The 16,417-nt window shown below is 46.3% G+C and carries 19 protein-coding genes; 13 read left to right on the top strand and 6 right to left on the bottom strand.

Translation table 11 applies throughout. From position 1 onward, the window contains the following. Nucleotides 1-50: 50 nt before the first annotated feature. On the bottom strand, nucleotides 51-839 hold the full coding sequence (locus KE626_RS13665; protein ID WP_211973459.1) for a pseudouridylate synthase: 789 nt from the start codon (nucleotides 837-839) through the stop codon (nucleotides 51-53). A gap of 572 nt (nucleotides 840-1,411) precedes the next feature. Here KE626_RS13665 and KE626_RS13660 point away from each other — a divergent pair. Beyond that, on the top strand, nucleotides 1,412-4,549 hold the full coding sequence (locus tag KE626_RS13660) for an AsmA family protein (protein ID WP_211973458.1): 3,138 nt from the start codon (nucleotides 1,412-1,414) through the stop codon (nucleotides 4,547-4,549). 72 nt (nucleotides 4,550-4,621) lie between these two features. Next, nucleotides 4,622-5,326 carry a DUF3592 domain-containing protein gene (locus KE626_RS13655; protein ID WP_211973457.1) on the top strand — a complete coding sequence of 235 codons (705 nt, stop codon included), beginning with the start codon at nucleotides 4,622-4,624 and terminating at the stop codon, nucleotides 5,324-5,326. Nucleotides 5,327-5,340: 14 nt separating this feature from the next. Here KE626_RS13655 and KE626_RS13650 read toward each other — a convergent pair whose 3' ends face one another. After that, nucleotides 5,341-5,718 carry a winged helix-turn-helix transcriptional regulator gene (locus tag KE626_RS13650; protein ID WP_211973456.1) on the bottom strand — a complete coding sequence of 126 codons (378 nt, stop codon included), beginning with the start codon at nucleotides 5,716-5,718 and terminating at the stop codon, nucleotides 5,341-5,343. Between the two features lie 195 nt (nucleotides 5,719-5,913). Between KE626_RS13650 and KE626_RS13645 the strand changes: the two genes are divergently transcribed. Next, on the top strand, nucleotides 5,914-6,447 hold the full coding sequence (locus KE626_RS13645) for an NAD(P)H-dependent oxidoreductase (protein ID WP_211973455.1): 534 nt from the start codon (nucleotides 5,914-5,916) through the stop codon (nucleotides 6,445-6,447). A gap of 56 nt (nucleotides 6,448-6,503) precedes the next feature. Here KE626_RS13645 and KE626_RS13640 read toward each other — a convergent pair whose 3' ends face one another. Further along, on the bottom strand, nucleotides 6,504-6,668 hold the full coding sequence (locus KE626_RS13640; protein WP_249207449.1) for a winged helix-turn-helix transcriptional regulator: 165 nt from the start codon (nucleotides 6,666-6,668) through the stop codon (nucleotides 6,504-6,506). Then, a complete protein-coding gene (locus KE626_RS35045) occupies nucleotides 6,665-6,826 on the bottom strand; it encodes a hypothetical protein (protein ID WP_346344403.1) in 162 nt (53 codons plus the stop codon). Before KE626_RS35045 ends, KE626_RS13640 begins: the two co-directional genes overlap by 4 nt. Here KE626_RS35045 and KE626_RS13635 point away from each other — a divergent pair. From KE626_RS13635 to KE626_RS13605, 7 genes are all read left to right on the top strand, one after another. Next, nucleotides 6,762-6,941: a DoxX family protein gene (locus KE626_RS13635; RefSeq protein WP_346344406.1), complete on the top strand. Its 180-nt coding sequence runs from the start codon at nucleotides 6,762-6,764 to the stop codon at nucleotides 6,939-6,941. The two genes, KE626_RS35045 and KE626_RS13635, sit on opposite strands and share 65 nt — an antisense overlap. 137 nt (nucleotides 6,942-7,078) lie before the next feature. Continuing rightward, entirely contained in the window at nucleotides 7,079-7,888 is an 810-nt protein-coding gene (locus KE626_RS13630) for a class I SAM-dependent methyltransferase (protein WP_211973454.1), read from the top strand. A 286-nt stretch (nucleotides 7,889-8,174) separates the two neighbouring features. Further along, complete coding sequence (locus KE626_RS13625) at nucleotides 8,175-9,020, top strand: class I SAM-dependent methyltransferase (RefSeq protein WP_211973453.1); 846 nt, start codon at nucleotides 8,175-8,177, stop codon at nucleotides 9,018-9,020. 135 nt (nucleotides 9,021-9,155) lie between these two features. Beyond that, a complete protein-coding gene (locus tag KE626_RS13620) occupies nucleotides 9,156-10,427 on the top strand; it encodes an LVIVD repeat-containing protein (protein ID WP_211973452.1) in 1,272 nt (423 codons plus the stop codon). 87 nt (nucleotides 10,428-10,514) lie between these two features. Next, nucleotides 10,515-11,282 (top strand): hypothetical protein, encoded by a 768-nt coding sequence (locus KE626_RS13615; protein WP_211973451.1) that lies wholly within the window; start codon nucleotides 10,515-10,517, stop codon nucleotides 11,280-11,282. A 269-nt stretch (nucleotides 11,283-11,551) separates the two neighbouring features. Next, nucleotides 11,552-11,866, top strand: a complete 315-nt coding sequence (locus KE626_RS13610; protein WP_211973450.1) for an EF-hand domain-containing protein — start codon at nucleotides 11,552-11,554, stop codon at nucleotides 11,864-11,866. Nucleotides 11,867-12,073: 207 nt separating this feature from the next. Continuing rightward, nucleotides 12,074-12,361: a hypothetical protein gene (locus tag KE626_RS13605; protein ID WP_211973449.1), complete on the top strand. Its 288-nt coding sequence runs from the start codon at nucleotides 12,074-12,076 to the stop codon at nucleotides 12,359-12,361. 11 nt (nucleotides 12,362-12,372) lie between these two features. On the opposite strand, the gene KE626_RS13600 is transcribed toward KE626_RS13605, so the two are convergent. Then, a complete protein-coding gene (locus tag KE626_RS13600) occupies nucleotides 12,373-12,762 on the bottom strand; it encodes a DUF1801 domain-containing protein (RefSeq protein WP_211973448.1) in 390 nt (129 codons plus the stop codon). Nucleotides 12,763-12,905: 143 nt separating this feature from the next. Between KE626_RS13600 and KE626_RS13595 the strand changes: the two genes are divergently transcribed. From KE626_RS13595 to KE626_RS13585, 3 genes are read left to right on the top strand one after another with little or no spacing between them, the layout of a single operon-like run. Beyond that, complete coding sequence (locus tag KE626_RS13595; protein ID WP_211973447.1) at nucleotides 12,906-13,865, top strand: Dyp-type peroxidase; 960 nt, start codon at nucleotides 12,906-12,908, stop codon at nucleotides 13,863-13,865. A 40-nt stretch (nucleotides 13,866-13,905) separates the two neighbouring features. Further along, complete coding sequence (locus KE626_RS13590) at nucleotides 13,906-14,835, top strand: DnaJ C-terminal domain-containing protein (RefSeq protein ID WP_211973446.1); 930 nt, start codon at nucleotides 13,906-13,908, stop codon at nucleotides 14,833-14,835. A 2-nt stretch (nucleotides 14,836-14,837) separates the two neighbouring features. Beyond that, nucleotides 14,838-15,140 (top strand): chaperone modulator CbpM, encoded by a 303-nt coding sequence (locus KE626_RS13585; protein WP_211973445.1) that lies wholly within the window; start codon nucleotides 14,838-14,840, stop codon nucleotides 15,138-15,140. A 127-nt stretch (nucleotides 15,141-15,267) separates the two neighbouring features. On the opposite strand, the gene KE626_RS13580 is transcribed toward KE626_RS13585, so the two are convergent. Further along, complete coding sequence (locus tag KE626_RS13580) at nucleotides 15,268-16,410, bottom strand: TlpA disulfide reductase family protein (RefSeq protein WP_211973444.1); 1,143 nt, start codon at nucleotides 16,408-16,410, stop codon at nucleotides 15,268-15,270. Nucleotides 16,411-16,417: the final 7 nt, after the last annotated feature.

The following is a 16,417-nucleotide window of genomic DNA, read 5'->3' as shown; positions in this document are numbered from 1 at the left end:
GAAGCAATGGTAAATGGTGGGGAAAAGGCAGCGGCGTGTTGCCCTGGCCGTTAGGAAAGCATATGGCCCAGGATGGGCGCGCACTTTTCCCGGCAGGGGGCATAAAAGCGACCATGTTCCCAGTAGGCGGATTTGGGCGACAGGCCCCACCAGAATTCCGCCAGTGCGAGCGGCTCCATCTGGTGGCGGAAAGCATATTGCAACAGCTTGGGAGCAGCGCATTCTCCTGCACCGGCAGGAGGCTTTCTGTAAGTGGCTTCTTCAAAAATAGCTACCAGGCTTTTTGATTCTCCGGCTTTATTTAAGAAATGATACTGTTCAAAAATTTTGTTTTGCAGGGAGATGGAATGGGTTTTCCGGAGAGCTTTAAGGAGACGGATCTGCTCCGGGTTTTCCTCTTCCGCGGCCAATTCCAGGCGGCTGATGGCTGCATTGATCTGCGTGAGCTTTGTCATGCCGGCATTCACAAAACCACCTTCCACCAATCCGTCGAAAACGGGTGGAACAAATTTAGCATGATGGTTCCCTCCTGCCAGTTTGCCCGAAAACGCCGCCAGGTAACCCAGCTCCCCTTCTTTTGTACGCACCGCCAGTACGCCGAACATTTTGCCTATAACGGTACCGCGGGTATGAACCGCTAAACCGAAATTATGTTCCCATTCCTGCTGCTCTTGCAGATGCTGTTGCAACTGCTCTGCTGCCAACAGGCAAAGCGGATGCAGCGTATCATTGATGGAAAACGTTAGTCCTTCCGCCAGGGCTTCCGCTCCGGCAGCATCATCAAAAGGCCAGCATACCGTTTGCTCACCGGCCTGGCTATACAAATCAGATTCCATCATATTCAATAAAAATCCCCTGCGGAAAAGGGGATTCCGGCACAGGTAATAAAAAATACAAAAAACTGGTTTTGAATAACTTACAATCGTTATTTACTATTCCTTCTTAGTATTATTGATGGCTAAAATACAAATGCTGAAAACACCTGTTATGTTGCTACCGGCAAAGAAGGGCGCAAAGATAACAAGATTACAGCTTTAAATAAACGTGGAGGATACTGGCTTGCAGGGGAAGGGAATTATGGCTTGGCATATTTTTTCCGGGCGGCAGCAATTCTGCGCGGAATATAAATGATCCAGTAAACTATTTCGATAAGGCTCAGCATATGTGATGGATTTATTAAACACTACTCTTAAGTTACAACTTATAGAGGGTATCTGCAAAACCGGCGTTTATCTATTTTCAGCATGATAAGGGAACGCCATATCAGCAGCTGATAACGGCCTGATCATAAAATATAGCTATCTTCGCGGCCGGGTCATTATTCATTTTCATACATATTATTTTCCCCTAATAAATAGGTCGATGTAACCTATTCATATAGAGAATAACATTCAAACGCGCCTAGTCTTCCATGCGTAACGCAAACATTAAAAAGATTGCCATCAAGGCATTGAAAATTTTTTCCATATCACTGGCCGGGATCATTGCCCTGCTGTTTTTGTTGCCTGTCCTTTTTCCTGCAACGATATCCAACAAAATAAAAACATGGACCAACAACAGCATCACCGGGGATCTCAACTTCTCCAAGGCGCGGCTGTCGTTTTTTAACCATTTTCCCTCGCTTACATTAACCCTGTATGATTTTAGTCTGAAAGGGGCAGCGCCATTTGCGGCCGATACACTTATTTCCGCAAACGAAGTAGCATTAGGAATTAACCTGTCCAGCGTTTTTGCCAACTCTATCAACATCGATGAAATATATCTTACCAAAGGAAATATTCATGTGCTGGTAGATACTGCAGGCCATCCTAACTATAACGTATATAAATCCGGTCCTGCAGCGGCGGAGAGTCAACCCGACAGTGGCAGCGCCAATATGAAAATAGCGCGCATACAACTGGAGCATTGCAATATTATTTACAACGACCAGTCCCTCCCCATGTACCTGCAGGCGAAAGATGTAAACTACCTGGGTAAAGGGGATCTCAGCAAAGCACAGTTTGACCTGTACTCAAAAATTAACATCGGTTTATTTGACCTCAGCTATGGCGGCACCCAGTATATTTTATCAAAGAAACTGAATGGAGAACTGATCACAAAGATCAATACCAATTCACTGGACCTCGTTTTTGAGAAAAACGATTTAAAAATAAATGATCTGCCGGTACGCTTCAACGGCGTATTCGGATTCCTGAAAAACGGCTATAAGATGGACTTCCGGCTCAGCTCCATGGAATCGGAGCTGCATGCCATTTTTGGTGCCTTACCCCCGGAATATGCGAAATGGGCAGAACACGTAAATATCACCGGCACCGCCGACGTAAACGCATCGCTGATCGGACAGTATATTGCAGAAAGTAATACCATGCCCGATCTTACCTTTAACATGAAAGTAAGAAACGGGACCATCGCTAATGATAAGTCACCCGCCCCGATAAAAAACCTGTTCCTCAACTTCCAGTCAACCCTGGCACAGCTGAATACCGACAGTCTTTACGTTAACGTAGATTCTATCTACTTCAACATTGACAAAGATTATTTCAGCTCCGTCATCCGCGTAAAAGGATTAAAAACACCGGACATTCATATAAAAATGAATACCGACATCGACCTGGGTAACTGGAACAGAGCGGTAGGATTAAAATCGATGGACCTGAAAGGCAGGCTGCAGGCGCATCTGCAGGCAGACGGCAAATATGCCACAAGCGTAGTATATAATGGTTTGCAAAAACGTGCCGACACAGTGGTCAGCAGTATACCGGTTTTTGATTTTAAGGCCACCCTGCGGAATGGGTATTTTAAATTTGTATCCCTGCCGGAAGCCGTCAACAATATCAGCTTTAATGCACAAGCCTCCTGCCCCGATGGCAACTATACCCACACCTATTTCAACATAGAAGATATCAACGCCAATATGCTGAGCAACTACATCAAAGGTTACCTGCGCCTCTCCAATGCGCAGCAGCCATTGGTAGACGCCAGCCTTGAATCCGTGCTCCACATGAGCGATATAAAAAAGGTATACCCGGTTGATAGTCTCGATATGAGCGGCGACCTCGCCATCAACATTGTTACCAAAGGCACCTATCTGCCGGCAAAACGGCTGTTCCCGGTCACCACGGCCAAACTGACCATGAACAACGGCGCCGTACAAACGAAATACTATCCTCAGCCCATTGAGAAAATTAATATAGACGCTGCCGTTACCAATACTTCCGGCACCATGCGCTCGCTGAAAGTAGACCTCAAACCCATATCCTTCGCATTTGAGGGACAGCCCTTTGTGCTGAAGGCCGATCTTAATAACTTTGATAACCTGCAGTATGCCATTGCATCCAATGGGGTGATAGATCTTGGCCGTATCTACAAAGTATTTGCGATAAAGGGATACGACCTGAAAGGTTTTATAAAAACTGACCTGTCGCTACGCGGCTCCCAGAGCGACGCCATGGCCGGCCGCTACGGTAAACTGAACAACAAGGGAACCTTAACGTTAAAGAATATTGCGTTGACATCCGACCTGTTCCCGCTGCCCTTCCTGGTAAACAATGGGGTTTTCCGCTTTGACCAGGACAAGATGTGGTTTGATCAGTTTAACGGCAGCTATGGAAAATCTGCTATTACCCTGAATGGCTACCTGAGTAACGTGATTGGCTATGCCACCCAAAAAGACCAGCCACTTCGGGGCAACTTTGATCTCAAAAGCAGTTACATACTGGCAGATGAGCTGATGGTAAACGGCGCTGCACCTGCCAACGCCCCCAAAAGTGCGCCTGCCGCCACTTCCGGCGTAGTGATCATCCCCGCCAACCTTTCGCTGACCCTCAACGCAGCCGCAGATAAGATCCGGTTTAAAGGCATCGATATCAACAGCTTTCACGGACAACTGGTAGTAGACAGCAGCAAGCTTAAATTAAATCAAACCGGTTTCACCATCATCGGCGCACCGGTAGAAATGGATGCAAGCTATGCCAGTCTGCATCCGCAAAAAGCGGCGTTCGACTATCACATCAGCGCCAAAGAATTTGATATCAAAAGAGCTTATAACGAAATCAAAATCTTTCATGACATGGCCACTTCTGCGGCCTATGCCAGTGGTATTGTTGGTCTTGATTATAGCCTGAACGGCAAACTGGATGGCAACATGAACCCGGTATATCCTTCCCTGAAAGGCGGAGGCGTATTATCTGTCAGGAAAATAAAACTGAAAGGATTTAAATTGTTTAATGCTGTTGGCAGCAGTACCGGCAAAGGAGACATGAAAGATCCGGACCTTTCCAAAGTAGAAATTAAAACCAGCATCAACAATAACATCATCACCATTAACCGCACAAAGATGCGGGTAGCCGGTTTCCGGCCCCGTTTTGAAGGCGAGGTGAGCCTGGATGGTAAGCTGAACCTGAAAGGTCGCCTGGGCCTGCCGCCTTTTGGTATTTTTGGTATACCCTTCAACGTTACAGGTACACAGAGTAACCCGGTGGTGAAGCTGCGCCGGGGCAGCGATAATAAACTGGAAGAAACAGAAGAGCCGGAGGAGAAAGAGGAGTAGCAGGCATTGGCGATATCGACCGCACCATGATAAATTTATTATATTGCGTGCTAACCCAATGTTATCGCCCTGATGAAACGCAGCACAGTATCTCTTGTTTTCAATATTTTTCTGGGCATTGGCCTGCTTCTGCTGATCATTTCCCTGGTGATCTGTTACAGCATTAAAAAGTTTGATGCAGCCGCCGCAAAAACCAGTGGTACGGTGGTGGATATGCTGGAGCGGAGCCGCTCTTCCAACAGCAGCTCCCCTACTTATACGCCCGTTGTTACCTACGAAGACGGCAACGGTGTGAAACATCGCTATATTCCTTCTTTCTCCTCCAATCCGCCAGGATACCACATCGGGGAGAGCGTACTGGTATACTATGATCCAAAAAATCCCGGGGATGCGAAAATAGCCGGCTGGCAGGAGTACCTGGGCGCCATTATTACCGGGGGCCTTGGGCTGGTATTCGGTCTTATCGGGACGGGCTATTATACTGTGAGAAAATTAAAGCATACGCGCAACGAACAACTGAAACAGTCAGGGCAGCTGGTTCCCGCCCAATTTGTGGCAGTAGATATCAATAACTACGTTCATGTCAACAACCGCCGCCCGTTCTTTATTCGCTGTGCATGGAAAGATCCCCTCACTGGGGAAACGCATGCTTTTAAAAGCGGGTTTATCTGGTCCGATCCTACCCCGCTCATTGACCGGAACAAAAAAATAGATGTATACATGGATCGGAATAATCCGCGTAAATACTACGTGGATATCGCTCCTTTTGAGGTATAATATAGCGTATAATATCAACCAGCGATCACCGGTTTCTCCATTTCTTCATTTTCCATTACGGCTTTCAAACGGGGTGCAAACTCCAGTCCCCATTTGTCCATGGCGGTTACCAGCGGTAAAAGTGTTTTGCCCACTTCCGTAAGATAATACTCCACTCTTAAAGGCACTTCGGTGTAGATCGTTTTCCCTATCATGCCATGTACCTCCAGTTCTCTCAGGTCCTTCTGCAGCACGCGCCGGGTAATACCGTTGATCGTGTTTACCAGGTCACGGGGACGTGCTACACCTTTTGAAATTTCATCCAGCAGGCAAAATTTCCATTTGGAACCTACTACTTCCATTGCCACATTAAGACCGCAATTATAGTCGATCGGAATTTTTCTCTGATACATGTCTTACACACCTTTTACTTTTTCAAAAAATAAACTACCTGACCTGTGATTAATTTATCACTATGGGATTAGTTCCTCCCGTATTGTTCTGCAGGTTAAGGAATGCCACCTTTGCACCAGCAAAAGTCAGGACTTTTATTGGAATAGCCAACGCCAATTTCCGTAAGCCTGTTTACAATTATAATAATAATTTTTATGAAGAAAACACTTGTAGTATTGATTCATCCTGATATTGAAACTTCGGTGATCAACAAACGGTGGATAAATGAACTAAAAAAATATCCCGACAGGTACGTAATACATGACCTGCACCGTTTATATCCGGATGAAAAAATTGATGTGGCGTACGAACAACAATTAATAGCTGCCCATGATAAAATCATCTTCCAGTTTCCTTTCTACTGGTTCAACTGCCCGCCGTTGTTTAAAAAGTGGCTGGATGAAGTGTTAACACATGGATGGGCTTATGGCTCCCATAGCGGGTATCAGCTGGCCGGCAAAAAAATAGCGCTGGGCATCAGCGTGGGTATTAACGAGCACGACTATACGGCATCCGGCAGGTACAAATATACATTGGCGCAGCTGACTGCACCTTTTGAAATTACCTTCGATTATGTAAGGGCGGATTATAAATCTTTCTTTGCTTTTTATGGTGTGGAGCATCATGCCACCGCGACAAGAATAAACGAAAGTGCAGGAGATTATATTTCGTTTATAGAAGTGATATAAATGTAGTGGGCGGCTGCCTGTAAACAGCTGCCCCTTTATCATTTCCAGGGCTATAATTACTTCCCTATAACTGCTTTGCGGTGTGCAAGCCCCCAGTAGTGCAGCGCTTCAAACACTTTTTCCAGCGACATGCCATGCGGTGTGATGGTGTACTCCACTGTTGGCGGGAAGGTGTCATACACCTCTCTTTTTACGAGTTTATTAGCTTCCAGGCTTTTCAATTCTTTTGATAAGGTTTTATCTGTAATACCTGGTACTTCTTTGGATAAAACGTTTCGGCCGCAGCGGGGCTGGTACTTCCGTCGTTACTCCGTATTAAGCCACAACTTACGCCTGTAGCTGCCGTTGGCGCATTGGCATTAATGATTTGCGCCATCATTTTTCACGTATCAAGAGGAGAAGCAGCTGTGATTGGCGCCAATATCGTTGCAGCAGCCATGGCAGGGTTCATCATTTGGGGGAGATTCAAAAAAGCGCCGATACCGTCAAAATGAAAATCATTTAAACCAGGTAAAAGCCCCGGCATAGCGGGGCTTAACTTTGTCCGGCATTTCCGGTACATTATATTGATTGTTTTTCCGAAAACAAATGTAATTTCAGCATCAACCCACATCTCCCTAAAATAGCAATAATGGCTAAAGAAGTTTATAAGATCACCGGCAATGATGCATCCAACTATGAGGAATACCTTGGCCCGCTTGTATTTGAGCCTTCGGCGAAGGAACTGCTCCGGCATATTGCCCCGGCGCCGGCAACAGCCATCCTGGAAATAGCCTGTGGTACCGGCAGGGTCACCAAACATCTCCGGGAAAATTTCCCGGCCGCCACAACGCTGATTGCCACAGACATTAACCCGGATATGCTGGCATTGGCCCGGCAACAATTACAGGATACCTCTATTACCTTCCAGCTGGCCGACGCGCAGCAACTACCCTTTTCTGACGGATCGTTTGACCTCGTGGTGAATCAATTCGGCATCATGTTTTTACCGGATAAACAAACCGGTATCCGCGAAGCATACCGTGTGCTTACACCGGGCGGTCGCTTTGTATTTACCACCTGGGATCAGGCAGCCAGTATGCCTTTGTTCCAGCTGATCATTAACGAAATGATTATCCCACTGTTTAAAGGAGAAGATACCAACCGGTTCTATACCCCGTTTGCATTACACGATCCGGCTCAACTACATGAATTCCTGGAGCAGGGCGGGTTTGCGCACCACGATGTTAAACAGGTAAAGATCAAAGGGCATGCAGCATCTGCACATCATATCGTTACCTGCTACTTCCTGCAACATCCGCTGGGCAGGGAGGTAAAAGAAAAATTCCCTTCTTCCTATGATCACGTGGCACAGGAACTGGAGCAACGGCTTATACAACAATTCGGCGCCGGCGCCTTTGAGTTTGAATTAAGCGCCTGGGTATGCATAGGTCAAAAATAACCTTCGCAACAGTCAACCCTTTCCCGGCAAATATTCCCGGTGGTATATTGCGTGTAAACGGTCATTAAACCGGGAAAAACGGACAACAAAATTTTCCTGCAGACATCATGCGGGAATAGCTTATTTTTGACTCGAACATTCACCTGCAGCCCCAGTAATCAACAGTCCCGTTACCAAAGAAAGTGAACTTGATCGTCAGCATGTATCGACTGTTGGCCAGCACCAAAAACATTTCATGAAACGCGAATCTTCGCCCCCATCTGCTAACACTAAAAATGCCTGCTTTATGGAACAAATATTTGAACAAATCCGCGATCAGCAAAGAACAACATGGAATAAATTTTCCCCGGGATGGAAAAAATGGGATGAATTAACCATGGACTTTTTAAAACCGATGGGTGTTGAAATTATCCGGCTGCTTCGTTTGAGAAATGATGCCGTAGTACTGGATGTGGCGTCCGGCACGGGAGAGCCGGGACTGAGCATTGCCGCCGGGCTTAGTAATGGAAAAGTGGTGCTGACTGATCTTGCAGAAGATATGCTGAAAATAGCAAGGGAAAATGCCGTGGAACGAGGTATTAACAATATTGAAACAGTGGCCTGTGATGTTTGTGAACTGCCTTTTGCCGACGACCGTTTTGACGCCATCAGTTGCCGCTTTGGTTTTATGTTTTTTCCTGACATGCTGATGGCAGCAAAAGAAATGTTCCGGGTACTCAAACCTGGTGGAAAAATCGCCACCGCCGTGTGGAGTGTCCCGGAAAAAAATTTCTGGATAACGGCCAGTATGGATGCGATCAACCGCAACATGGATTTACCTGCTCCTCCCCCGGGTGCACCGGGCATGTTCCGTTGCGCCAAAACTAACGTGATGACCGACCTCTTTACCCAGGCCGGGTTCCTCAATGTTTTGCAGGAAGAGGTAACCGGGAAAATGAATTGCGGAACAGCGGATGTTTACTGGGAGATGATGAATGAAATCGCCGCCCCCGTTGTGAACGCACTTAGCAAAGCCGATGAACCCCTGAAGGAAAAGATTAAAAATGAAGTGTTTGAGGCAGTGAATAAAAGATACCCTTCGGGAAATGTAGTGATAGCAGGCAGCGCCCTCCTGATCTATGGAGAGAAATAAATACCGCGCTAAGTGATTGAAAAAGATACATTATAAATATAGTCATGTATTTAATTTAACCAACTTAACATGATCGGCTATGACGGCATGTAACATTCTTTGCCGGGCACCCGTTTAACGGAAAAATCCGCCCCCATGCATATCTCTACTATCTACAAACTCACGGTGATGGCTATTCTTGTATTCGCACTAAGCGGATGTACCAGGAAAAACTGCGCTGACACCGTTGTTACAACCAAAATATACACGCCTATCAGGATGGCGACCAAAGATTATTGGGCTTCCATCAAATCAACCGCGCCAAAGGAAATAGGCAGGCCCGGTAAGATCTATACCAAAGACCAGTATATTTATGTGAATGAGCCATATGCCGGTATTCACATCATCGACAACAGTAACCCTGCGTCGCCAAAGCCCGTGGCCTTCCTGAATGTAATGGGCACCCAGGACATGGCGATAAAGGGAAATATCCTTTACACCGACAGCTATGGTGATCTGAACGTGTTCGACATCACAGATCCCCGCAAAATTTCATTTGTAAAACGGCTCCCCGGCATCATCAACCTACCTGTGGATGCAAACGGCATGCGCCTCGGGTGGTATACTGACCCCGATAGCATTGCCGTTGGCTATACGCTGCGGGATACCACCTACGTTTGCGATTGCACTTTTGACAAGAGAGACGGCATCATGTTCGAGAGTGATATGCTCACCGCTGCTTATAACAATCAAAGTCCCGGTACAGGAAAGGGCGGTTCCATGGCCCGTTTCACCATTGCCAAAGACTACCTCTACACGGTAAATTACTCCGAGCTCCGCGCATTTGATCTCAGCAATGCGGCCAGCCCGGCGTTCAAAAACACACAGACCATCGGCCGTGATATTGAAACGATTTTCCCCTATGGCGAGTACCTTTTCATTGGCAGCCGAAACGCGATGTTTATTTATGACCTTACCAATCCGGCCGCACCGGGAAAACGTTCCGAAGTAACCCATTTCAGGGCCTGTGATCCCGTGGTGGTAGAAGGCAGCAAAGCCTTTGTAACCGTTAGAAGCGGCTCTTTCTGCGCCGGTAATATTAACCAGCTGCAGGTGTTTGACATCAGCAATGTAGACAACCCCGTAAAGATCAATACGGTTGAAATGAAGAATCCCTTTGGCCTGGGTGTTGACCACGGAAAACTTTTTATCTGTGAAGGCAGTTACGGGCTTCGTTTTATGGACGCCGCGGATGTGCACAATATTATTACTACCAAATTCCTGGAAGGCCTGGATACCTATGACGTGATCCCTTACGAAAACCAGCACCGGTTGCTGGTCAGTGCCCGGGATGGTATTTACCAGTATGACTATACTGCTATGAATAATCCGAAGCTGTTAAGCAAGATAGCCGCAAAGGCCCGGTGATAGTGAACCAAAACTATCAACGGTTTGTGCTGATTTTGACAATTATTTTCTATATATTCGTCATTATCAGACAGATAAAATATTAATATGAAAGGATACGCATTTCTATTTCTTGTACTGGCATCGTTTTCCGGGTATGCCCAGCAAACCATCAACAATTTTAAATACGTAGTGGTGCCGGAAAGGTTCAGTTTTTCCAAAGAAATAAACCAATATGGCTTAAACACGCTAACCAAATCGTTGCTGGAAGAAAAAGGATTTACCGTTTATTTTGATAATTCAGAAATACCCAGGGAGCTTGCCGACAACAGGTGCAATGCACTGAACACGGACGTAGTACAGAAAAAAGGATTATTCGTTACCAATCTCACCCTTATCCTAAAGGATTGTAAAGGTAATATCATCTTCAAAGGTAAAGAAGGTAAAAGCAGGGAGAAGGAATTTGCGACTTCCTATAATCTTGCATTGAGAGATGCCTTCACCTCGCTGAATGATGTAGCGTATAGTTACGACGGCACCACAGCGGAAGCGCCTAAACCAGCTGCGGTTGCTCCTGCTGCCGCCGCCGCGCCGGTTGTACCGGCCACCGCTCCTGCCCCGGTATCGGCTCCTGCAACAGCGGAAGTAAAAGAAGCTGCCGGTACCTTATATGCCCAGGCAACTGCCAACGGGTACCAGTTGATTGACACCTCTCCAAAAATAGTTTTAACCCTGTTTAAAACATCTGCACCGGAATATTTCATTGCTGACAACGGAGTGGCTCACGGCATCGTGATGAAAAAGAATGGTGACTGGCATTTCGAATACTACAAAGATGGCAAGCTTATTTCCGAAAAACTGTTGATAAAGTTCTAAACACCAGTATATTGTACTGCGTAAAAGCCTTCAGACCTCACGGTTTGAAGGCTTTTTTATGTGATTACGGGAGATAACGTTAACTACTGTCAACCACTGTTAAATAGCGTTAAGAAATGCTGCTGCCATTAAACTTTTAAAAAAGTGGAGCATCCAACCTCCGACTATGATATGCTGAACTAACTTCTTTCCACACCTTAGCGGTGGCGACTGATTCATTCAGTATTTCTATGCACATACAATCATCATAACACTTAAAACCCAAAATTATGACCAAGCATCTTCTTGCAGCAGGTTTGTTAGTGGCAACCCTTGCTTCCGTAAAAACTTATGCGCAACAGCCGCAGCAACAGCAACCCCAGCAAGACCGCGAAGGGTTCTTCAAAAAAATCGACACAGACGGAGACGGAAAGCTCAGCAAAACAGAGGTAGATGTTGCCAGCAAAGACAATAAAAGATTGGCTAAGCTGAAGGATAACTTTGATGCCATCGACACCAACAAAGATACTTTTATCGACAAAGACGAACTGAAGGCCTATAGAAAAAGCCAGGGACCGCGTAAAAAGGAAGACGGCAGCAAATAACAACCTGTTGAGGCAATTTTAGTTAAACAGTCATCCGGGCAGCCGGGTGGCTGTTTTTGCATCCGCCTTGCCGCAACTGTCCGTTTCCGGACAATAGCCGACCACTGGTGAACAGGTATAGAAAATAATCATACATAAGTGATGTAGTTTGTTTACCCCGGCGCTGTGGCAATCTTCTTGCGGCAGCGTTGATATAACCGTCATATTATGAGTCATATTGTCATTCCTATTCCTCCGCTGCCGGGTAAGCAGGAGATAGAAGTTGAAGTAACAATTAACAACCAAAAGCAGCAGCTGCACTACCGCGTAGAGCTGTTTTACTGGGACGATTGTTCCAATCCCATGGGACACAGGGCCGATTGTATCAGCGAAATGTTGGCGCATCACGATCCGGAGTGGATGGTATATTATATTGGGGCGCCTACCGACAAATTTGTGCCGATTACATTTGTAAACAAAGAGAGCAGGAAGTTATTGCAGCGGGTAAATGCATAAGAAGCCGCAGCTCAGGACAGGCGCTCCAGCACGCCTTTCCGCTTAACAATATTTTTGTAATCCCACTGAATTTTTACGGATTTTTCCAGCCAGCGTTTTAGCTGACCGGCATCTACCTGTTTCACATCTGTGTAGCGGGCTTCTGCTGCCTTGAAAGTACCTTCGGGCTGCAGGTCTTCTTCCCCGAACGATTGCCCGCTCCAGAATAACAGGCGCACACAATCCTTCAACTTACTATAGCCAACAATCGGGTTGCCATTCAGAAACCAAACCGGATGGCGGTGCCAGATTTTATTTTCTGCTGCTGCGAGGTGTTTGTTTATCTCCCGGGCCAGTTTCTGGCCGATAGCTTTGTCTGTTACAGACATAGCGTCGTTGTAGGCCTGTACGTCTTTATTCATATAGCAGGTTTTACGAACTACCAATTTACCATTTTTACAGGATAAAAAGATAGGCCAACAGGGCTTTCGAGAATAGCCGAAAATGATTAATTTCCGGCATTCATTATTTAAACCAACATCACAACGGGCAACTTTTAGAATATATGAGCAAACCAATACAATATGAATCCCAGCACGTCACCGACTACCCGAACAACAACACCATATTTACCGTATGGAAATTCCGGGAGGGTATGGACATCAAAACTGTTTTCGAAAGATTATGCGGCCTGGTATCAAATCTCAATAAATCCTTTACCATAAGGGTAGGCCCCGGACGGGCGAGTTGCGTAATGGCTGTGGGCTATGAAGCCTGGCTGAAGCTGTCGTTACCTCAGCCCCTTCCGAAGGAATTAAGAAATTTCGAGCCGGTAGTGGGGGCAAAACATACCGCTGTGGCCACTCCGGGCGACCTGCATTTCCATCTGCGGGGAACCGATACCGCTATTTGCTTTGATATGATCACCGCTATATCGGAGGTATTATTGCCGGTTGCCGACTGCCTGGAAGAAGTACATGGTTTCCGGTATTGGGATGGACGTTCCATTCTTGGTTTCGTGGATGGTACAGAAAACCCGGTAGGCAATGAAAGAACGTTGTTTGCAGTGGTAGGCGATGAAGACCCGGTTTATAAAGGCGGCAGTTATCTTTTTGTACAAAAATACCTGCACAATATGAGTGGCTGGTCGAAGCTGCCAACGGAAGAACAGGAGAAAGTAATTGGCCGCTATAAAATGAGCGACATTGAAATGCCGGATGATGTAAAACCCGCTAACTCACACAGCGCCCTCGCTGGCCTGGATCCTGAAGATGGTATTGAGTTGAAAATAGTAAGAGATAACATGGTTTTTGGCAATCCGTCAAAAAATGAAACAGGCACTTATTTTATTGCTTATGCCAATACCTTTAGTACTACCTTTAAGATGCTGGAACGGATGTTCATCGGTGTTCCGGCAGGTAACTACGACAGGATACTGGATTTCAGCACGGCGCATACCGGCACCCTCTTCTTTGCCCCTTCTATGAATATACTGGATCAGTACACCGCGGACTCGTCTTCCTGAACCGGCTGACTGATGATTGAATCACGTAAATTTTTGAAGCATGGACTATATCGATTATTACAAGATACTGGGCGTTCAAAAAGATGCCACGGCCGATGATATCAAAAAGGCCTACCGGAAGCTGGCCCGCAAGCATCACCCGGATTTGAATCCTAATGACCCCCAGGCCGGTAAGGTTTTTCAGCAGATCAACGAAGCGAATGAAGTATTGAGCGACCCTGAAAACAGGAAAAAATATGACCAGTATGGCGCCGACTGGAAACATGCCGATCAGTTTGAAGAGGCGCGCCGGCAACAGCAGGCCGCCGGAGGCGGCGGCAGGGGTAATCCATTTGGAGCAGGCGGTGGTGAATATCATTCGTTTAACGGAGAGGAAGGCGATTTTTCTGATTTCTTCACTTCCATGTTTGGTAACCGCAGTGGCGGAGGAGGCGGAGGCAGACAAGCCCGCTTTAAAGGCCAGGATTACCGCGCCTCTATGCAGCTGAATTTGTCAGATGCCTATCAAACCCATAAGCAAACCTTCACGGTTAACGGGAAAAATATACGGATCACCGTTCCTGCCGGCATCCAGGACGGACAGGAAATAAAACTTGCAGGCTTTGGATCGCCGGGCGCCAATGGCGGTCCTAACGGAGACCTCTATATTACTTTTACCATTCATAACGATACCGCCTTTGTGCGCAAAGGCGATGACCTCTACACCGATATCCCGCTGGATCTCTTTACCGCCATACTCGGAGGAGAAGAAACCATTGATACCCTGGGCGGGAAAATAAAACTAAAAATAGCGCCCGAAACACAGGCGGGTACCAAAGTGCGTTTGAAAGGCAAGGGATTTCCGGTGTATAAACAAACAGGAACATTTGGGGATCTTTATATCACCTACCAGGTACAAATTCCGAAGCACCTCACAGAAAAGGAAAAACAATTATTTAAAGAACTTGCTGAAGAGCGTCAAAAAGGGTAGTTATGGATACTTCAAGAAATATATCAGTAGCACAATGTTGCACTTATTATAGCATTGAAACCACCTTTGTGCAGTCATTGAACGATTATGGCCTGATAAAGCTAACACTCATAGAGCAGGAGTACTTTATTGACTATGACCAGTTGGCCGATCTCGAAAAATACATGCACCTGCATTACGACATGGACATCAACATGGAAGGGCTGGAAGCCATTACCCACTTGCTGAGCCGTGTACATGACCTGCAAAGCGAAATAAAACAACTGCGGCATGAACTGGGGCATACGCCCATCAAACCATTGTAACGATCTCGGTACAACTTCCCAAAAGATGACCGGCACTACATTGCTTTTCGGGACATTATAAATCCCCGCGCCGGAAAGCTCCGGCACGGGGCATAGGTACTGATGATGGCGAATACATCAGGATAGATCACTTAGATAACAGGTGCTTTAATGTTTCCTCCAAAGCCTCTCCCCTCAGGTATTTGGCCACGATCTTTCCATTGGGATCAATCAGGAAGTTCATTGGGATAGCATTTACTTCATATAATTTTGCAGCTTCATTTTCCCATGCTTTCAAATCAGATACCTGTGTCCACAGCAGGCCATCTTTTTCAATGGCAGCCAACCATTTGTCCCTGTCGCCGTCTTTGTCCAGCGATACGCCCAATACGGTAAAACCTTTGTCCTTATAAGCGTTGTAAGCTTTCACTACATTTGGATTTTCCCTTCTGCAGGGACCGCACCACGAAGCCCAGAAATCAAGCAATACATATTTGCCTCTGAAATCAGATAACTTCACCGGTTTACCATCAACATCCAACTGTGTAAAATCCGGTGCTTCCGCGCCTTGCTGGGTTTTCTTTACTTTAGCAATTCTTTCCTGCAGTTCCAGGCCCAGATCCGATTTTCTAATCGCCGGATCCAGTTCATTAAAATTCTTTTCTGCTGCAATGGCATCGAACTCCGGCGGTAGCGTGGAGTTAAAGGCCATTAACGCCATATACTTACCTGGATTGGCTTTCACGTACTTCATTTTCACTGCAATGATTTCCGTTTGTATGTCATTGGCCCTGCGTTCCAGGCTGGAGATATAAGCGGAATCCTTTTGCTTTTCGGCCGATTGCGATTTAAACTCATCGTTCAGCAGGCCGTATTTGTCGTAATAAGGTTTCAGTAACGCGGTGATCTTCACATTGTCGTCGTTTGCCGGGCTACCGGTGATCATGGCATTTTTCACAGAATCTTTGGCAGCAATGGTAATGACCCTGTCTTCGATCAGGAAGGGCAGGATATCCTCCACGGGGCGGGTAGTTGGATCTGGTGGCAGATTATTGTGCTTTACCAGGATATGCGCTTCTTTTGGCGCGCCCACTGAACCATGGAATATAAATTTGCCGTTTTTCATGATAACGGAGTCTATCTTCCGCTCCCCGTTTACCTTATAGGTCAGAAAGGCTTTAACCGGTTCCTTTATATTGCTCACACTGCCTTTGATGGTATACGACTGTTGAGCGGCGGCAACTGCAGGAATCCCTGATGCCGCCAGTATCAATATCTTATAAAAATTCATGACTACT

The organism is Chitinophaga hostae (assembly GCF_018224885.1).
GTDB lineage: Bacteria > Bacteroidota > Bacteroidia > Chitinophagales > Chitinophagaceae > Chitinophaga > Chitinophaga hostae.
The sequence above is the reverse complement of the archived record's forward strand: the minus strand, read 5'-3'. Positions and strand labels throughout refer to the sequence as shown.

Coding starts and splice junctions, on each gene's coding strand:
- KE626_RS13665 (WP_211973459.1), bottom strand. CDS start 839: ATGATGGAATCTGATTTGTATAGCCAGGCCGGTGAGCAAACGGTATGC.
- KE626_RS13660 (WP_211973458.1), top strand. CDS start 1,412: ATGCGTAACGCAAACATTAAAAAGATTGCCATCAAGGCATTGAAAATT.
- KE626_RS13655 (WP_211973457.1), top strand. CDS start 4,622: ATGAAACGCAGCACAGTATCTCTTGTTTTCAATATTTTTCTGGGCATT.
- KE626_RS13650 (WP_211973456.1), bottom strand. CDS start 5,718: ATGTATCAGAGAAAAATTCCGATCGACTATAATTGCGGTCTTAATGTG.
- KE626_RS13645 (WP_211973455.1), top strand. CDS start 5,914: ATGAAGAAAACACTTGTAGTATTGATTCATCCTGATATTGAAACTTCG.
- KE626_RS35045 (WP_346344403.1), bottom strand. CDS start 6,826: ATGATGGCGCAAATCATTAATGCCAATGCGCCAACGGCAGCTACAGGC.
- KE626_RS13630 (WP_211973454.1), top strand. CDS start 7,079: ATGGCTAAAGAAGTTTATAAGATCACCGGCAATGATGCATCCAACTAT.
- KE626_RS13625 (WP_211973453.1), top strand. CDS start 8,175: ATGGAACAAATATTTGAACAAATCCGCGATCAGCAAAGAACAACATGG.
- KE626_RS13620 (WP_211973452.1), top strand. CDS start 9,156: ATGCATATCTCTACTATCTACAAACTCACGGTGATGGCTATTCTTGTA.
- KE626_RS13615 (WP_211973451.1), top strand. CDS start 10,515: ATGAAAGGATACGCATTTCTATTTCTTGTACTGGCATCGTTTTCCGGG.
- KE626_RS13610 (WP_211973450.1), top strand. CDS start 11,552: ATGACCAAGCATCTTCTTGCAGCAGGTTTGTTAGTGGCAACCCTTGCT.
- KE626_RS13605 (WP_211973449.1), top strand. CDS start 12,074: ATGAGTCATATTGTCATTCCTATTCCTCCGCTGCCGGGTAAGCAGGAG.
- KE626_RS13600 (WP_211973448.1), bottom strand. CDS start 12,762: ATGAATAAAGACGTACAGGCCTACAACGACGCTATGTCTGTAACAGAC.
- KE626_RS13595 (WP_211973447.1), top strand. CDS start 12,906: ATGAGCAAACCAATACAATATGAATCCCAGCACGTCACCGACTACCCG.
- KE626_RS13590 (WP_211973446.1), top strand. CDS start 13,906: ATGGACTATATCGATTATTACAAGATACTGGGCGTTCAAAAAGATGCC.
- KE626_RS13585 (WP_211973445.1), top strand. CDS start 14,838: ATGGATACTTCAAGAAATATATCAGTAGCACAATGTTGCACTTATTAT.
- KE626_RS13580 (WP_211973444.1), bottom strand. CDS start 16,410: ATGAATTTTTATAAGATATTGATACTGGCGGCATCAGGGATTCCTGCA.